We start from the raw sequence: 16,291 nt of genomic DNA on the forward strand, positions 1-16,291 counted from the left end.
GTAGCCTTTCGGCCCATGGCTGAGTTCGTGAATCTCGAAGTGTCCGACGGCATCGGCACCATCCGCCTCGACCGTCCGCCGATGAATGCGCTCGATCGGCAGATGCAGGACGAGATCCGAGCGGCGGCTCGCGAGGCCACGGTGAATGCCGACGTCAAGGCCGTCGTCGTCTACGGCGGCGAGAAGGTCTTCGCCGCCGGTGCCGACATCAAGGAGATGGTGGCGCTGTCCGCGTCGGAGATGGCCGCGATCGCCGGAGATCTGCAGTCGGCCCTCGGCTCGCTCAGTACTATTCCCAAGCCCGTGGTCGCGGCCGTGACCGGGTACGCACTCGGTGGTGGGCTGGAGGTTGCACTGGGTGCGGACCGTCGGATCGCCGGCGACAACGCCAAGTTCGGTGTCCCCGAGGTGCTGCTCGGTGTCATCCCCGGCGGCGGCGGAACGCAGCGGCTGGCTCGGCTGATCGGCCCGAGCCGTGCAAAGGACATGGTCTTCACCGGCCGCTTCGTCGGTGCCGAGGAAGCGTTGCGTATCGGATTGGTGGACGAGGTGGTGGCACCGGACGAGGTGTACAACGCAGCGCGCGCCTGGGCCATGCAGTTCACCACGGGTGCATCGCGAGCGCTCGCAGCGGCGAAGGCGTCGATCGATCAGGGGCTCGACGTCGATCTCACCACCGGTCTTCGGATCGAGGCTCAGCAGTTCGCGGCGCTGTTCGCCACCGAGGATCGCACGATCGGCATGACGTCGTTCGTGGCCGACGGCCCTGGTAAAGCGACCTTCACCGGGCGGTGAAGCAACGGTCCCGCAGAGCAGAGTTGTTCCACAGCTACCGGATAGTAGGCTCGCCTGATGACTGCAAGCCCCCACGACGGTGTCAATCGATCGATCTCGAACTCGGTGCCTTCGGCGTCGTCCGAGACCGATGACCGCCAGGTCGATCCAGCCCCGAACCCGCACGCCACTGCCGAGCAGGTAGAGGCCGCACGGTCGGACACCAAACTGGCTCAGGTGCTCTATCACGACTGGGAAGCCGAAACCTACGACGACAAGTGGTCGATCTCCTACGACGAGCGATGCATCGACTACGCGCGCGGCAGATTCGATCAGGCGGTCTCCGGTGACGCGTCGGCGCAATCCGCACTTCCGTACGGCCGCGCCCTCGAGCTGGGCTGCGGTACCGGGTTCTTCCTGCTCAACCTGATGCAGGCCGGCATCGCAGACAAGGGCTCGGTCACCGACCTCTCGCCCGGCATGGTCAAGGTCGCTCTTCGCAACGCCGAGCACCTCGGCCTGGACGTCGACGGCCGGGTCGCCGATGCGGAGACGATTCCGTACGACGACAACACGTTCGATCTCGTCGTCGGGCACGCCGTCCTCCATCACATCCCGGACGTCGAACAGTCCCTGCGAGAGGTGCTGCGGGTACTCAAGCCGGGCGGCCGCTTCGTTTTCGCGGGCGAACCCACCACGGTCGGCAACTTCTACGCACGGTGGCTCGGACGCATCACGTGGGAGGCGACCACCCGCGCGACCAAACTTCCGTTCCTGGCGAGCTGGCGCAAGCCGCAGGAAGAGCTCGACGAATCCTCGCGAGCGGCGGCACTGGAGGCCGTCGTCGACCTGCACACGTTCGATCCCACCGATCTCGAGCACATCGCGCTCTCGGCCGGTGCCGAGTCCGTGCAGGCGAACACCGAGGAGTTCGCCGCCGCTCTGCTCGGTTGGCCGGTGCGGACCTTCGAGGCCGCAGTACCCGAGGGCAAGCTGGGATGGAACTGGGCGAAATTCGCCTTCGGCGGTTGGAAGACACTGAGCTGGGTGGACGAGAACGTGCTGCAGCACGTGGTTCCGCGCGGACTGTTCTACAACGTGATGATCACCGGCATCAAGCCCGCCCCTCGCGCTTGATCGGCTCGGACCGCCGCAGGCTCTGCGCTCGAGTCCGCTAGTGGGCTACGAATTCACCGGCACCGACCTCGACTTCTTTTCAAGCGAGGCCGGTGCCGGAGCTCTTGCTGCGGTCGACGATCTCGAGCTCAGCGCTCGAACGTCGGTGCGCGACACGGCCTCGGTGCGCACTCGCTTCCCGGACCACGCGAGTGCACTGATCGAAACGGTCACGGTCCGCCGCAAGGCCCGAGTGAAGTTGGTCGACTCCGATCGGTGGCTGGTGACCGACGAGGCGGTCCAGCAGGCCACGCCGACGCTCGTCGCGCGGAGGCGGGCCGCTCGACTCGCGGGGCGACGGGTGCACGATGTCACGTGTTCGATCGGCAGTGAACTGTCCGTCCTCGTCGCTACGGCGGAGTTGGCGGTGGGCAGCGATCTCGACCCGATTCGGCTTCGGATGGCCGCACACAACGTTCCTGAGGCCACTCTGCTGCGCGCCGACGCACTGACCCCGACGACGCGTGAGACCGTCGTCGTCGCCGATCCCGGCCGCCGAGCAGGTGGGCGGCGACGCCATGACCCGGCGGCTCTGCAGCCGCCGCTCCCGGATCTGTTCGACGCCTATCGAGGCCGAGACCTGGTCGTCAAGTGTGCGCCCGGCCTGGATTTCGATGCGCTCGACTGGGCCGGCGAGATCGAGGTGGTCTCGCTCGACGGAGGAGTGAGAGAAGCGTGCCTGTGGTCGGAGGGGTTGAGCGAGCGCGGTGTTCGGCGTCGGGCAGCGGTTCTTCGATCCGACGGCAGTGTTCTGGAATTCACCGATGCCGAGTCGGACGAGATTCCGGTTCGGCCCCCCGGCCGCTATCTGGTCGATCCGGACGGGGCGGTGGTCAGAGCCGGTTTGGTTCGGCACTACGGAGCCAGATTCGGTCTGTGGCAACTCGATCCGAGAATTGCGTATCTGACCGGCGACACCGTCCCGGCCGGGGTGCGCGGCTTTCGAATTCTCGAGCAGTCCAAGTTCTCGGAGAAAGTGCTTCGGCAACAACTGAATCGGATGGATTGCGGCTCGGTGGAGATTCTCGTCCGCGGGGTCGACGTGGATCCGGCGATACTGCGGCCCAGGCTCAAACTGCGCGGCTCCGTGGCGTTGTCTGTGGTGATCGCCCGAGTCGAACGGTCCGCGGTGGCGTTCGTCTGCGCTCCGGGCGCTGTCGCTCAGCCCGTGTAGGTGAAGATCTCGCCGAGGTAGCTCGCGGTGACGACCTGGCCGTCCGGGCCGATGGACGTGCCGACGGTGGTGCCGACGACGTCGGGAACCGGTTGCACGTCCACCGTTTCTCCGGTGGCCGCGTCGAACGTGAGCAGGGCCAGCCCGTCGTCCTCGCGTACGACGGTATGGCCGCGTCCGTCTGCGGATTGGGCTGCGCTGCCTGCCTGTTCGATGTCGTCGCGGACCCACACTCGCTCGGCCGAATCTCCGTTGTCGCGCACGCCCATGAGGGTGCCGTCCCCGCCCGACGGCACGATCGTGCCGTCGGAAGCGATCGAGGGACTGGCACCGATGCCGAGCCCGGTGCCCTCGGTCCACTTCTGTCGCCCGTCGGCGGTGTCGAACGCGGTCAACCTGCCGTCGACGTCGGCCAGGTAGACCGTCGACCCGTCCTCGGACAGCACCGGACTCGACGCGACTCCGGCGGGCAGCAGGTCCGAGGACCAGCGTTCGACGAGTCCGGGAGAGCCGTCCCGGTCGTACTGCACCGAAACGAGTTGTGGTGCAATCGAACCCGGACGCCACAGTGTCAGGTACATCGTTCCGGTCGCACTGTCCACCGCGGGTGCTGCGGGTACGGGGCATTCGGATCCACCCGAGCTGCACTGGGCGAGTCCGGTGTCCATCGGCTGAAAATCGGAGTTCGGCTCGGTCAGGAAATCCGGCGTCGGAACCAGATCCAGAATGGGCACTCGGAGTTGCCCGTTCTGCGAATCGAGAACGCTGACCTGGCCCATCTGGGTGATCGAGAGCAGGCTGCCGTCCCCGAGGAACTGGGCGGACTTGGGCACTCCGTACACCGGTGTGCGCCAACGCAGTTGTCCGTGGTCGTTGTACGAGTTCATGCCGCCGTCGTCGCCGATGTAGACGTTGATGGCCGAATCGACGGTCGGCGTGGCAGTGACGACGGACGGCCCGACTCGATTGCACCAGCGCTTGCGGGCGGAGTCGATCTCGAACGAGAAGAGGTTGCAGCCGGATTCGGTGGCGGCAGTGACGAACATCTGGCCCGTCGATCCGATGGACACCGGAGAGGTCACCGTGCCGCCCGTGGGGCGCGTCCAGTCCAGGGACAGAGGTGTCGACACCGACACGGCCGTCGAACCGCTGTTGTGCGAGTTCGCATGCGCTGCGGGCCACGAATCGGGGGAGAGCGGTTCGATGGCCGAGGTGTCGGCGCTGCAACCGCTCACGGTCACCACGACTATCGCCGCAGCGACCGCAGTGACCTTTCTGCCGGTCCTGCCCTTGGCCGTGACGCCGCGCATCGATCGCTCCCCGTGTCTTGATTTCCGTGCCCGACGTGGTGCCGGGGCGTCTGTGTTCGTCTCGTCGACGAGCAACAGTCGACAGGCAACCCTAGCCCGCGCAAGGGTGCCGGCAGAGAGCGGGCGAACGAGAAACTAGGGTGAACGTCCATGACGAGTATGTGGAACGCGCCGCTGCGGACACGCTGGCGCGGGTCGAGACGACGCGACACCGAGCAGGCGCGGTTCCTCACGCGTGCGTCTCTCGACTGGGTGCTCGCGAACAAGGCGTACACGCCGTGGTACCTCGTGCGGTACTACCGCCTCGCGAAGTTCAAGCTCGCCAATCCGCACGTGATCCTGAGGGGCATGGTGTTTCTCGGCAAGAACGTGGAGATACATTCGACCCCCGAACTCTCTCGTCTCGAGATCGGGCGCTGGGTCCACATCGGCGACGGTAATGCCATTCGCTGCCACGAGGGCTCGCTGCGGATCGGCGACAAGGTGGTGTTCGGTAAGGACAACGTCGTCAACACCTACCTCGACATCGAGATCGGCGCATCGACGCTGGTGGCCGACTGGTGCTACATCTGCGATTTCGATCATCGGATGGACGATGTGAACATGCCCATCAAGGATCAGGGAATCGTCAAGGGCCCGGTGCGGATCGGGCCGGACACGTGGATCGCCGCCAAGGTGACGATCCTCCGCGAGACCAGGATCGGGCGGGGCTGCGTGCTCGGAGCCCACGCCGTCGTCAAGGGTGAGATCCCGGATTACAGCATCGCGGTCGGGGCCCCGGCCAAGGTCGTCCGCAATCGCAAGGACGCGTGGGAGGCCGGTGCCGCCGACCGCGCGAAATACATTGCTGCGCTGGAGGATATCGCCCGCAAGAAGGCGCTCGGACAGGCCGAGGCGGCGCGGGAGATCTGACCCCGGTGTGCTCAGGTACGGCCGGGGAGCGCGCGCTCGGCGATGTGCGGGCGGGCCAGCGGATGCCGAACCTTACGTTTGGCTTCCAGGTAGACCTGGGCCGTCGACTCGGCGACGTGTTTCCAGTCGAAATCCACGGTGAGCCGGTCGCGGGCGGCCACGGCTCGTTCCTGCGCGGCGTCCGCGTTGTCGAGAACGCGCCGCACGGCGGCAGCGAGCCCACCGACGTCGCCGGGCTCGAAGGACAGGCCGGTCACGCCGTCGACGATGGCTTCACCCAGACCGCCTGCGGTGGACGCGACCAGTGGGGTACCCGCAGCCGCAGCCTCCAGCGCGATGATGCCGAACGGTTCGTATCGACTGGGTAGAACGATGGCGTCGGCTCCGTGCAGCCAGCCGAGCAGTTCGGTGTGGTCCAGATTGCCCAGAAACGACACTGCGCGCGCAACCCGGTGGGTGCGCGTCAGCCCTGCCAACCAGGCGAACTGTGTTCCCTCGCCGGCGATGTGCAAGGTGGTACCCGGGTGGCTTCGTCGGATGCGGGGCAGGGCGGCGATGGCATCCTGGATGCCCTTCTCGTACTCGAGTCGGCCGACGTAGAGCAGCTTCGCCGGCTCCGATCGAGGCTCTCGTCGACGAAAGTGCCAGGTGGATCGGTCGATTCCGTTGCGAATCACCGTCACCGCCGACTCGGATACTCCGAACAGGGTGGTGACCTCGTCCTTCATCGACCCCGAACAGGTGATCACTGCATCGGAATCGTTGGCGAGCCACCACTCGACGGAGTGCACCTGACGGTTGACGGGGCCGGAGATCCAGCCGCTGTGGCGGCCGGCCTCGGTGGCGTGGATGGTCGAGACGAGCGGTACGTCGTAGAACTCGGCGAGTGCGATCGACGGGTGCGCGACGAGCCAGTCGTGCGCATGAACGACGTCGGGTTGCCAGCCGTCGCCCAGTCCCGGCTTTCCCAGCGCGACGCCGGCACGCACCATCGCGTGCCCCATCGCGAGGGTCCATGCGAGCATGTCCTCCCCGAAGACGAAGTGAGCGGGGTCCTCGGCCACCGCGACGACGAGCACCCCGTCCTCGATGTGGTGAGACGTCGGGTGGGTGGCGGCGTCGGTTCCGGTGGGTCGACGCGACAGCACCACGACCTCGTGGCCGCACCGGACCAGTTCGGTTGCCAGGTGATGAACGTGCCGACCGAGGCCGCCCACCACCACGGGTGGGTACTCCCACGACACCATCAGAATCTTCATCGACGCCCCCCTGCATCTTCTCGCTCGTCGCCGACGTGTGCACCGGGCAGTCGGCGTGCGTCCAGCGCAGGAAACAGCCCGTCCGCGCGGTTCCACTGCCGAGCCAATTCGTTCGCTCGGACAGGTGACCCACCTGCGGCCGCGGCCGCGATCTCACGCAACGCATGTGCGTGAACGTGTGCCCGTTCCCGCGCGTAGCCTGCGGCGGAGTCCTTGCTGACCATGAATGCCCAGTCGCTGGCCACGGCCATCAGTGTCTCACGCAGTATCTGATCGTTGACGCGATTGCGGAGTTCGGGTCCACCGGCGCGACGCTGTGCAGCTCGGGCGGTATCGACGGCGTCGAGAGCGGTCCGAGAGACCTCGGCATTGAGCGCGACCAGGTCCGCGACGTCGTCGCCCGCCCACACCCGCCAGTCCTTACCCGATCCCCACGACGAATCCTGCAGTTCCAGTGGCGCTCCGACGTATCCCTGCTCGCGGGCGTCGCCGAGCGTGCCGACGGTGATGCCCGCGGCGGGTAGCGCGCGCATGAGCTTGCCGAGCCACTGCGGACCCTCGTGCCACCAGTGCCCGAACAGCTCGGTGTCGAAGGCCGCGACGACGAGGGCGTCGCGACCGATCCGCTCGGACTCCGAGATCAGGCGCCGACGAACCACATCGACGAAGTCGGCCACGTGACGGTCCACCGTCGCCGCCGCCCGCTCGGGATCGTAGGGAGCCTTGTCGTTCGACGCGACCGAGCGGCCGGTGACCCGTGCCGGTTTGAGACCGGTCGCGTGATCGTAGGTGTGGAAATCCCGGTAGGAACCGTGGCCGGGATAACCGGACTTCGGTGACCAGACGCGGTAGCTGACCGGCAGGTCGCGTCCGAACGCGACGACGTCGGAGTCCCAGACCGGCCTGCCGAGGGAGGTGTCTCCACGCATCGCGGGCCCGTCGACCATGAAGTGCGAGACCCCGGCGGCGGCGTATTCGGTTTCCATGCCGGGGGTGAATCCGCATTCCGGTGCCCAGATGCCTCGGGGCGCGGTGCCCCACCGGGAGCGGGCGTCGAGCAGGCCTTCGCTCAGTGAGAACTGCCGAAGCCGCGGATCGAGCAGCGGCTGGAACGGATGCGCCAGCGGCCCACCCAGCAGTTCGACGGTTCCGTTGTCGACCAGCGGCCGGAGTACCGCCGAACCGCCGTGTCGCCACCGGGCCTCGAATCGATCGAGCGCGGCGGCAGAACCTCGGTGCTCACGAACGGACAGGTCGCGATCTGTCGCCTCGTGGGCCCTGAGCTGCCAGTTCCCGAGCCAGTGGTGCATTCCGGACAGGCAGTGTGGATCGTCGAGTTGAGCGGCCAGAACCGGGGTGATCCCCAGCGACAGCACGTCGGTGTGACCGTCCTCGGCCAGTTGCTCGAGCATCGCGGTGAGTGGCAGGTAGCAGTCGGCCCAGGACTGATACAGCCACTCTTCGCCTACCGGCCACCTGCCGTGATTGGCCAACCACGGAAGGTGGGAGTGCAGAACGAGAGAGAACATGCCCGGCACGGTGGCACCGGATGTCACCCGATCACCGTGCTCGAGATCTTGCGGGCAACGGCGACCAGGTCGAGGCTGTCGTCGATGCGGTCGGCGGTGATGTCGAAATCCTCGATCGAGACAGCCGCGACGTCCTCGGTGAGTTCGGCAGGCCAGGGTTCGCCGGCCAGTGCTCGTTCGATCTGAGCGTCGATGAACGAGCCGCCGTGCTTGGCATCGAGGGCGGCCAGAGTGCGTCCGTGCCTGACCCCGGTGAGTTCGTCGACCTCGAGCCGAGCGTCCACGAGTAGTTCGGTGAGTTCGGCCGCGTCGAGTTCGCGGGTGTGGAAGGGATTGAGCGGGGTGTCACGGCCGGGCGAGAACGTGATGCGGTTCGGTGTGCTGATCAACAGAATGCCCCCGGGCGCGAGTACCCGGTGCACCTCGGCAAGGAACGCACCTTGGTCCCAGAGGTGCTCGATCACCTGGAAATTGACGACGACATCGATCGAGGAATCGGCCAACGGCAGGCGGTCGAGGTTGCCACGCAGCATGGTCACCTTCGGGTAGCGGGCATGCACGTGTGCGGCGGCCGACGCGTCGTAGTCGAGACCGAGAACGTTCGACGCGACATCGGCAATCATGTTGGCTCCGTAGCCTTCTCCGGATCCTGCTTCGAGCACCGTTCGGTCGCGGCAGCGCTCGACGAGTGCGCGGTAGACCACCTCGTGGCGGCGGAACCAGTAGTTCTCCTCGGCGATGCCGGGCACGGTGCGTTCTCCGGTGAGGGGGAGTGGTTCCGGTGCCGGTGCCTGAGCCGATGAATCGTTCACCGCCGAAAGGTTAGTGGAGGCGCGCGGGAGGTAAGCCAACGTGGTCTCCATAACAGTCGGGGTGCAGATGTATGGTCGGACAGGCAGGGAGGTAAGTTACCCACGAGTAACTACGGTGAGGTAACCTCGTCCCAGACCGTAGAACTGCACCAATCAGTACTGCACCAACCGTTAGAACACTCACGATCAGCAGAACATGACCAGGAGGTCGACGCAGACCCATGACGAACATCGTTGTTTTGATCAAGCAGGTTCCAGACACGTGGTCCGAGCGCAAGCTCACCGACGGTGACTACACCCTCGATCGCGAGGCTGCCGACGCCGTCCTCGACGAGATCAACGAGCGGGCCGTCGAAGAAGCACTGCTCATCAAGGAAGCCCAGGGCGGTGAGGTGAAGGTTCTGTCCGCAGGCCCCGACCGCGCCACCGACGCCATTCGCAAGGCCTTGTCGATGGGTGCAGACAGCGCAGTGCACCTCAACGACCCGACCCTGCACGGCTCCGACGCGATCCAGACCGGATACGCGCTGGCCGCAGCGCTCGGCAACGTCGCATTCGAGAACGACGAGCCGGCCGATCTCATCATCGCCGGCAACGAGGCCACCGACGGCCGCACCGGTGCCGTTCCCGCGATCATCGCCGAATACCTGCAGATCCCGGCCCTGACGCAGATGCGCAAGCTCGTCGTAGCCGACGGCAAGGTCACCGGCGAGCGGGAGACCGACGAAGGCATCTTCGGCCTCGAAGCCGCGTTGCCCGCCATCGTGAGCGTCACCGAGAAGATCAACGAACCGCGCTTCCCGTCCTTCAAGGGCATCATGGCCGCCAAGAAGAAGACGGTGCAGACCATCACGCTCGCCGACATCGGTGTCGAGGACGGCATCGTCGGCGTCGACAACGCGGGAACGACCGTCACGTCGTCCACCCCCAAGCCTCCCAAGACTGCAGGCGAGCGGCTCACCGACGAGGGCGACGGCGGCGACAAGATCGCCACCTACCTCGTCGGCCAGAAGATCATCTGATCCCGCCCCACCGAGCAATCGAAGACAAACGAGGAGCAAGTCATGGCAGAAGTACTCGTGCTCGTGGAGCACGTCGAGGGAACACTGAAGAAGGTCAGCACCGAGCTGATCACCGCCGCTCGTGCGCTGGGTGAGCCGTCCGCGGTCGTCACCGGCCCGGTCGGCACCACCGACAAGGTCGCCGACGCACTGACCGAAGCCGGTGCCGAGAAGATCTACGCCGCCGAATCCGACGCGGTCGACGGATTCCTCGTCACCCCGAAGGTCGACGTGCTGTCGGCACTGGCGGAGTCGGTCTCGCCGGCAGCGATCATCACCGCTGCCACGATCGAGGGCAAGGAAGTTGCGGGACGACTCGCAGCACGCCTCGGCTCGGGCTACCACAACGACGTCGTCGCAATCAACGGCGACGGCAGTGCCGTCTACTCCATCTTCGGTGGCGCGTTCACCGTCGAGGCCAAGGCCAACGGCGACGTTCCGGTCATCTCGCTGCGCCCCGGTGCAGTCGAGGCCGAGCCGAAGGCCGGAGCGGGCACCCGCGAAACCGTCGAGGTTCCCGCGCAGGAAGAAGGGGCCGTCAAGGTCACCTCGCGTGACCCGATCGTCGGCGGCGACCGTCCGGAGCTCACCGAGGCATCGGTCGTCGTGTCCGGTGGACGTGGTGTCGGCAGCGCCGACAAGTTCTCCGTCGTCGAGAGTCTGGCCGACTCGCTCGGTGCCGCAGTCGGTGCCTCGCGCGCCGCTGTCGACTCCGGCTACTACCCCGGCCAGTTCCAGGTGGGTCAGACGGGCAAGACCGTCTCCCCGCAGCTGTACGTCGCGCTGGGTATCTCCGGAGCCATCCAGCACCGTGCAGGCATGCAGACCTCGAAGACGATCGTCGCGGTCAACAAGGACGAGGAAGCGCCCATCTTCGAGATCGCCGACTACGGCATCGTCGGTGACCTCTTCAACGTCGCACCGCAGCTGACCGAGGCAGTCAAGAAGCACAAGGGATAGCCTTCAGCGCTGTTCGACGACAGGCCCTCACCGCTCGCGCGGTGGGGGCCTGTCGTCTCGGGCAGCGCAACCTTGTTCACACAAACTCTTCCGACACGTTTCCCCGACGATGCCCGGTGGCCTTCCCCGCTCGTTAGACACGCCTCATGACCACTTCCGTCATGAGCTCGACTGCATCGATCGTCCCGGCCACCGACCGTTATTCGCTGGTGTTGTCCACCGACCCGGAGCACCGACTCGCCGCGCAGCGTCTGCGCTACGAGGTGTTCGCTTCCGAGCCGGGGTTTTCCATTCCCACCGACACCGACGGCCTCGACGCCGATCGGTTCGACGAATTCTGTGATCACCTGCTCGTTCGTGACCAGTGGACCGACACGTTCGTCGGCTGCTACCGCATGTTGCCTCCGCAGGCCGCCGTGTCCGCCGGCGGGTACTACACGGCAACCGAATTCGATATCTCCGCGCTCGATCCAGTCGGCATGAACATCGTCGAAATGGGAAGGGCTGCAGTTCATCCTGATCACCGGTCCGGGTCCGTGCTCGGGCTGATGTGGGCCGGAATCCTGCACTACCTCGATGTGACGGGATACGAGTGGGTCATGGGGTGCGTGTCGGTGCCCATGCAGTCGGCACCAGGGGATCCGATCGGGGCCAACGTTCGCGGTGTTCGAGACCGCCTGTTGGACAAGCACGCCACGCCGCCCGACCGTCGGGTCCGGCCGTACGCTCCGGTCGTCGTCGACGGGGTGGATCTGATCGACGTCGAACCCGCGAAGCGAACGTCGATGCCGCCGTTGATGAACGGCTACCTCCGGCTCGGTGCCTCCATCTGCGGTGAGCCGGCTCATGATCCGGAATTCGGTGTCGCCGATTTCGTCGCATTGCTCGGGCTGCACGAGGCCAACACTCGCTATCTCGACCGGTTGCGTTCGGCAGCAACGACGTTCGAGTCGGGTGTCCGGTGACACGACCGATCGTGCACGCGTGGATGCCGTCGTCGCCGTGCAGTGACGGCTGTCTGCCGAAGAACCCACCGACGGTGGGACGAATCGTCCTCGCGCTCCGAATCGCACTGGCGATGGTGGCCTTCGGGTTGCTGCCGGTGTTGGTCGTCCTCGGGGTTCCGTTCCCGCGGGTTCGCCGCTCGCTGACGCGGATCGGTGCTCGCACTCTGCTGTTCGCCATCGGAATCGATCTGACCGTGCTCGACGCTCGCTCCGACCGCGAACGCTCCCGCACCGCCGCAGGTGCACTGCACGTCGCCGGTCACATCTCCTGGACCGACGTCGTCGTGCTCACGGCAGTACAGCCGTCGACCTTCGTGGCGCGTGCCGACCTGATCGACTGGCCGCTGCTCGGTCGCCTGGCGCGGGCCATGAAGGTACTTCCGATCGATCGAGCTCGACTGCATCAGCTCCCCGGCGTCGTCGATCAGGTTGCCGATCGTGTGCGCGCAGGCGGGTCGGTCGTCGTCTTCCCCGAGGCCACCACCTGGTGTGGTCGTGCATACGGCTCGCTACGGCCGGCGCTGCTGCAGGCCGCGATCGATTCGGAGACCTGGGTACAACCGATTCGGCTGCGCTACGTCGACCGGACCGGCGAGCAGACCACCGCCACGTGCTTCGTGGGAGACGAAACGATCGGTGCGTCGATCGGCCGGATCTTCCGACTGCGAGGACTGCGCGCCGAGGTGGAGTTCACGGCCCCGGAGGCACCCGGCGGCGATCGACGCGACCTCGCCCGGCGGTGCGAGGTGGCGATTCGCCGGGACGACGTCTACGACCCCGCTGTGCACGAGGTCGTGGCCGAGGCCGAACGCAGCCCGGTGCCGCCGAAGGTCGCGGCGGCCTGACCGAGCATCGATCACCGTGACCGCGGACCCACCTCGCGCAGGTAGGTCCGCGGTCACGGCAGCGGGTATCGTCTAGCCTGTTATGCCTTCTGTGCGCAGTACGACTGCTCCCGTCCCGCCGCGGCCACCGGTGTACCTCGATCACGCAGCGACGACCCCGATGTTGCCGAGCGCGATCGAGGCGATGACATCTGTGTTCGCCACGGTGGGCAACGCGTCCTCGCTGCACACCTCCGGTCGGTCCGCTCGACGTCGGGTGGAGGAATCCCGCGAGTCGATTGCTGCGGACCTGGGCGCGCGACCGTCCGAGGTGATCTTCACCTCAGGCGGTACCGAGAGTGACAACCTCGCCGTCAAGGGCATCTTCGCGGCCCGTCGAGACTCCGATGCGGCGTTGATCAGGATCATCGCCAGCTCGGTTGAACATCACGCGGTGCTCGACGCAGTGGAGTGGCTCGTCGCACACGACGGTGCGAGTGTCACGTGGCTCCCGGTCGACGCCGAGGGGCGGGTCACCCCGGATGCCCTGCGCGCCGAGCTGGCCCTGCATGCCGACGAGACCGCGTTGGTGACGATCATGTGGGCCAACAACGAAATCGGCACCGTCATGCCGATCGCCGAGCTCGCAGCCGTGGCCGCCGAATACGGGGTTCCGATGCACAGCGATGCGGTCCAGGCCGTTCCGCATCTGCCCGTCGGGTTCTCCGAGAGCGGCCTGTCCGCTCTCAGCATCGCCGCGCACAAGTTCGGCGGACCCCAGGGCGTCGGAGCGTTGTTGCTCGGCCGCCAGGTCCCGTGTGTTCCGCTCTTCCACGGCGGGGGGCACGAGCGAGACGTTCGATCGGGCACTCCGGACACTGCAGGCGTCGTCGCGATGGCGGCTGCGCTGCGTTCGACCGTCGAGGACTCCGCGCGGCACCGAGCAGAACTCGGAGCACTACGAGATCGGTTGATCGCCGGAATCCGAGACGCCGTTCCCGACGCGATCCTCAACGGTCCGGAAGGCGACGACCGGCTGGCCGGGAACGTGCATTTCACCTTTCCCGGGTGCGAGGGTGATTCGCTGTTGATGTTGCTCGACGCGGCGGGCATAGAATGCTCGACGGGCTCGGCGTGCACCGCAGGCGTCGCCAGCGCCAGCCATGTACTGATTGCGCTCGGGTGCGATCCGGCCGTCGCCCGTGGATCACTGCGGTTCTCGCTGGGAGCCGGCTCGTCCGAATCGGACGTCACCACTGTGCTTGCGGCTCTGCCGCAGGTCGTCGAACGTGCTCGTGCCGCCGGACTGGCCGGCGTCGGAGCTCGAGGAGGAAATCGCTGATGCGTGTTCTGGCTGCTATGAGCGGGGGAGTCGACTCGGCCGTGGCCGCGGCCCGTGCCGTGGACGAGGGCCACGACGTCGTCGGCGTGCACCTGGCTCTGTCGACCGCTCCGGGAGCTCTGCGCACCGGTTCGCGTGGTTGCTGTTCCAAGGAAGACGCGGGTGATGCTCGTCGGGCTGCCGACGTACTCGGAATCCCCTTCTACGTATGGGATTTCGCCGATCGCTTCAAAGAGGACGTCATCGACGATTTCGTCGCGTCCTATGCCGCGGGCGAGACCCCGAATCCGTGCCTGCGCTGCAACGAGAAGATCAAGTTCTCCGCTCTGGCGGACCGCGCTCTCGCGCTGGGCTTCGACGCCGTGGCGACCGGGCACTACGCGCAACTGCACGACGGCGTCCTGCGACGCGCCGTGGACGCGGACAAGGACCAGTCGTACGTGTTGGCGGTACTGAACCAGGCACAGCTCTCGCGTGCGATGTTCCCCATCGGCGACACACCGAAGTCCGAGATTCGCGAGGAAGCTGCCGAGCGAGGGTTGGCCGTTGCCGACAAGCCCGACAGTCACGACATCTGCTTCATCCCCTCTGGCGACACTCGGGCATTCCTGGGCGCGCGCATCGGCGTGCGCCCGGGCAAGGTCGTCGACTCCGAGACCGGAGCCGAACTGGCCGATCACGAGGGCGTGCACGGCTTCACCATCGGGCAACGCAAGGGTCTCGGTGTGGAAGGACCGGCCGCCGACGGCCGTCCCCGTTACGTGACGTCGATCGAACCCGACAGTGGCACGGTCATGGTCGGCTCCGCGCAGAAGCTCGACGTCTGGGCGATCAGCGGTGACCGCGCAGTGTGGACCGAAGGCACCGCCCCGACCGGCCCCATCGAGTGCGTCGTGCAGGTTCGCGCGCACGGTGGACTGACCGAGGCCGTCGCCGAGGCAGCGGGCGACGGCATGGAGATCCAACTGCGGGCTCCTCTGACCGGTGTGGCCAAGGGGCAGGCAGCGGTGCTGTACCGCAAAGACATTCACGGAGACATCGTCATCGGCAGCTCGACCATCTCGGGCACTCGATCCGAGCGCGAGTGACCCCGAGCGTTTTCGCGGGGCTCGCGACCGGTATCGGTTCGTGGCCGGGCACCGACATTCGTGAGGCCGCGGCGGTCGTCGTAGGGGAGTTCACCGAGCTTCCACACATCGTCGAACTTCCGGCCCGCGGTCTGGGCGCGGACATGATCGGGCGCACCGGAGCCATCATGGTCGACGTCGAACTCGACGTACGCACCTCCGGCTATCGCGTCGTGCCACGTCCGATGCTCGCCGGCCGTCGGGCGACCGATTTCCTGGCCGAGGACCTCGATGTGCTCGAGGAACTGTGGGAGGTCTCGGGGCTTCGCGGTAGCGGCCGCACCATCAAGGTCCAGGCCGCCGGTCCGTTCACGATGGCAGCGCAGGTCGAACTTCGGCACGGGCATCGGGCCCTGACCGATCGCGGGGCGCTGCGGCACTTCGCCGAATCTCTCGGCGAAGGGCTGCGTCTGCACTGTGCGGAGTTGACGCGTCGGCTGGGGGTCGAGGTCGTCGTTCAGCTCGACGAACCCAGTCTCGCAGCCGTTCTGGCCGGCAGCCTGACGGGGATCACCGGGCTCGATTCGGTGCGCGCAGTCCCGGAACCGGACGTTCTCGACCTGCTGGATTCACTGATCGAGACGATAGACCTTCCCGTTGCGGTGCATTGCTGCGACGGCGACGTTCCCTTCGATCTTCTTCGCCGCTCGCGTGCCGTTGCGGTTTCCGTCGACGCGACTGCGCTGCGCCGCAGCGACTTCGACGGAGTCGGCGAGCTGCTGCAATCCGGCAAGACACTGATGCTCGGGTTGATTCCGTCCGAAGCCCCCGCGCGGCCACCCCAGTGGCGCGAACTGGCCGAGCCCGGTGTCACATTGATCGACCGACTCGGTTTCGACAGGTCGGTTCTCGCCTCCCGGACTTCTGTGACGCCTGTATGTGGATTGGCGGGCAGCACACCGGAGTGGGCCCGTCGCGCAACAGGACTCGCCCACGACGTGGCCGCCGCGTTCGGAGATTCACCCGATTCGTTGTGAGATCACACAGCCGGACGGAGTGAAACACCGCGGACTCCGGAGGATCG

The 16,291-nt window shown here is 66.6% G+C and carries 15 protein-coding genes; 11 read left to right on the forward strand and 4 right to left on the reverse strand.

The window, feature by feature from the left end:
* Positions 1-15: 15 nt before the first annotated feature.
* The 3 genes from R3P93_RS02630 to R3P93_RS02640 are packed head-to-tail and all read left to right on the forward strand — an operon-like array spanning position 16 to position 3,124.
* Complete coding sequence (locus R3P93_RS02630) at positions 16-795, forward strand: enoyl-CoA hydratase/isomerase family protein (RefSeq protein WP_068045804.1); 780 nt, start codon at positions 16-18, stop codon at positions 793-795.
* Between the two features lie 57 nt (positions 796-852).
* The gene (locus R3P93_RS02635) at positions 853-1,911 is read left to right on the forward strand and encodes a class I SAM-dependent methyltransferase (protein WP_269593579.1); all 1,059 of its coding nucleotides are present in this window, start codon (positions 853-855) and stop codon (positions 1,909-1,911) included.
* A gap of 40 nt (positions 1,912-1,951) precedes the next feature.
* Complete coding sequence (locus tag R3P93_RS02640) at positions 1,952-3,124, forward strand: THUMP-like domain-containing protein (RefSeq protein ID WP_149405522.1); 1,173 nt, start codon at positions 1,952-1,954, stop codon at positions 3,122-3,124.
* Here the strand turns inward: R3P93_RS02640 and R3P93_RS02645 are convergent.
* Positions 3,112-4,434, reverse strand: coding sequence for an outer membrane protein assembly factor BamB family protein (locus R3P93_RS02645; protein WP_317532353.1), 1,323 nt, complete (start codon positions 4,432-4,434; stop codon positions 3,112-3,114). The two genes, R3P93_RS02640 and R3P93_RS02645, sit on opposite strands and share 13 nt — an antisense overlap.
* A 150-nt stretch (positions 4,435-4,584) precedes the next feature.
* Between R3P93_RS02645 and R3P93_RS02650 the strand changes: the two genes are divergently transcribed.
* A complete protein-coding gene (locus tag R3P93_RS02650) occupies positions 4,585-5,346 on the forward strand; it encodes an acyltransferase (protein WP_068045796.1) in 762 nt (253 codons plus the stop codon).
* An 11-nt stretch (positions 5,347-5,357) separates the two neighbouring features.
* Here the strand turns inward: R3P93_RS02650 and R3P93_RS02655 are convergent, their stop codons facing one another.
* Genes R3P93_RS02655 through R3P93_RS02665 form a run of 3 tightly spaced genes read right to left on the reverse strand, consistent with a single transcriptional unit; the run spans position 5,358 to position 8,997 of the window.
* Positions 5,358-6,605 carry a glycosyltransferase family 4 protein gene (locus R3P93_RS02655; protein WP_317532354.1) on the reverse strand — a complete coding sequence of 416 codons (1,248 nt, stop codon included), beginning with the start codon at positions 6,603-6,605 and terminating at the stop codon, positions 5,358-5,360.
* The gene (locus R3P93_RS02660; RefSeq protein ID WP_317532481.1) at positions 6,602-8,134 is read right to left on the reverse strand and encodes a glycoside hydrolase family 57 protein; all 1,533 of its coding nucleotides are present in this window, start codon (positions 8,132-8,134) and stop codon (positions 6,602-6,604) included. Before R3P93_RS02660 ends, R3P93_RS02655 begins: the two co-directional genes overlap by 4 nt.
* A gap of 23 nt (positions 8,135-8,157) precedes the next feature.
* Complete coding sequence (locus R3P93_RS02665) at positions 8,158-8,997, reverse strand: class I SAM-dependent methyltransferase (protein WP_317532355.1); 840 nt, start codon at positions 8,995-8,997, stop codon at positions 8,158-8,160.
* Between the two features lie 170 nt (positions 8,998-9,167).
* On the opposite strand from R3P93_RS02665, the gene R3P93_RS02670 reads away from it, so the two are divergent.
* The 7 genes from R3P93_RS02670 (at position 9,168) to R3P93_RS02700 (ending at position 16,244) form a co-directional block, all read left to right on the forward strand.
* Positions 9,168-9,968: an electron transfer flavoprotein subunit beta/FixA family protein gene (locus tag R3P93_RS02670; protein WP_068045787.1), complete on the forward strand. Its 801-nt coding sequence runs from the start codon at positions 9,168-9,170 to the stop codon at positions 9,966-9,968.
* Positions 9,969-10,010: 42 nt separating this feature from the next.
* On the forward strand, positions 10,011-10,967 hold the full coding sequence (locus R3P93_RS02675) for an electron transfer flavoprotein subunit alpha/FixB family protein (RefSeq protein ID WP_149405527.1): 957 nt from the start codon (positions 10,011-10,013) through the stop codon (positions 10,965-10,967).
* Positions 10,968-11,113: 146 nt separating this feature from the next.
* The gene (locus tag R3P93_RS02680) at positions 11,114-11,932 is read left to right on the forward strand and encodes a GNAT family N-acetyltransferase (RefSeq protein WP_317532356.1); all 819 of its coding nucleotides are present in this window, start codon (positions 11,114-11,116) and stop codon (positions 11,930-11,932) included.
* On the forward strand, positions 11,929-12,819 hold the full coding sequence (locus R3P93_RS02685; protein ID WP_255183285.1) for a lysophospholipid acyltransferase family protein: 891 nt from the start codon (positions 11,929-11,931) through the stop codon (positions 12,817-12,819). The genes R3P93_RS02680 and R3P93_RS02685 overlap by 4 nt, the downstream gene beginning before the upstream one ends.
* A gap of 82 nt (positions 12,820-12,901) precedes the next feature.
* The gene (locus tag R3P93_RS02690; protein ID WP_317532357.1) at positions 12,902-14,140 is read left to right on the forward strand and encodes a cysteine desulfurase family protein; all 1,239 of its coding nucleotides are present in this window, start codon (positions 12,902-12,904) and stop codon (positions 14,138-14,140) included.
* Positions 14,140-15,228 (forward strand): tRNA 2-thiouridine(34) synthase MnmA, encoded by a 1,089-nt coding sequence (gene mnmA, locus R3P93_RS02695; RefSeq protein ID WP_121870206.1) that lies wholly within the window; start codon positions 14,140-14,142, stop codon positions 15,226-15,228. The genes R3P93_RS02690 and mnmA overlap by 1 nt, the downstream gene beginning before the upstream one ends.
* The gene (locus tag R3P93_RS02700; RefSeq protein WP_317532358.1) at positions 15,225-16,244 is read left to right on the forward strand and encodes a methionine synthase; all 1,020 of its coding nucleotides are present in this window, start codon (positions 15,225-15,227) and stop codon (positions 16,242-16,244) included. The genes mnmA and R3P93_RS02700 overlap by 4 nt, the downstream gene beginning before the upstream one ends.
* Positions 16,245-16,291 lie beyond the last annotated feature (47 nt).

Source organism: Rhodococcus cerastii (genome assembly GCF_033042195.1).
Lineage (GTDB): Bacteria > Actinomycetota > Actinomycetes > Mycobacteriales > Mycobacteriaceae > Rhodococcoides.

What these genes read in the sequence shown, in the direction of transcription:
- R3P93_RS02630 (WP_068045804.1), top strand. Translation starts at nt 16, where the DNA reads ATGGCTGAGTTCGTGAATCTCGAAGTGTCCGACGGCATCGGCACCATC.
- R3P93_RS02635 (WP_269593579.1), top strand. Translation starts at nt 853, where the DNA reads ATGACTGCAAGCCCCCACGACGGTGTCAATCGATCGATCTCGAACTCG.
- R3P93_RS02645 (WP_317532353.1), bottom strand. Translation starts at nt 4,434, where the DNA reads ATGCGCGGCGTCACGGCCAAGGGCAGGACCGGCAGAAAGGTCACTGCG.
- R3P93_RS02650 (WP_068045796.1), top strand. Translation starts at nt 4,585, where the DNA reads ATGACGAGTATGTGGAACGCGCCGCTGCGGACACGCTGGCGCGGGTCG.
- R3P93_RS02655 (WP_317532354.1), bottom strand. Translation starts at nt 6,605, where the DNA reads ATGAAGATTCTGATGGTGTCGTGGGAGTACCCACCCGTGGTGGTGGGC.
- R3P93_RS02660 (WP_317532481.1), bottom strand. Translation starts at nt 8,134, where the DNA reads ATGTTCTCTCTCGTTCTGCACTCCCACCTTCCGTGGTTGGCCAATCAC.
- R3P93_RS02665 (WP_317532355.1), bottom strand. Translation starts at nt 8,997, where the DNA reads ATGGAGACCACGTTGGCTTACCTCCCGCGCGCCTCCACTAACCTTTCG.
- R3P93_RS02670 (WP_068045787.1), top strand. Translation starts at nt 9,168, where the DNA reads ATGACGAACATCGTTGTTTTGATCAAGCAGGTTCCAGACACGTGGTCC.
- R3P93_RS02675 (WP_149405527.1), top strand. Translation starts at nt 10,011, where the DNA reads ATGGCAGAAGTACTCGTGCTCGTGGAGCACGTCGAGGGAACACTGAAG.
- R3P93_RS02680 (WP_317532356.1), top strand. Translation starts at nt 11,114, where the DNA reads ATGACCACTTCCGTCATGAGCTCGACTGCATCGATCGTCCCGGCCACC.
- R3P93_RS02690 (WP_317532357.1), top strand. Translation starts at nt 12,902, where the DNA reads ATGCCTTCTGTGCGCAGTACGACTGCTCCCGTCCCGCCGCGGCCACCG.
- mnmA (WP_121870206.1), top strand. Translation starts at nt 14,140, where the DNA reads ATGCGTGTTCTGGCTGCTATGAGCGGGGGAGTCGACTCGGCCGTGGCC.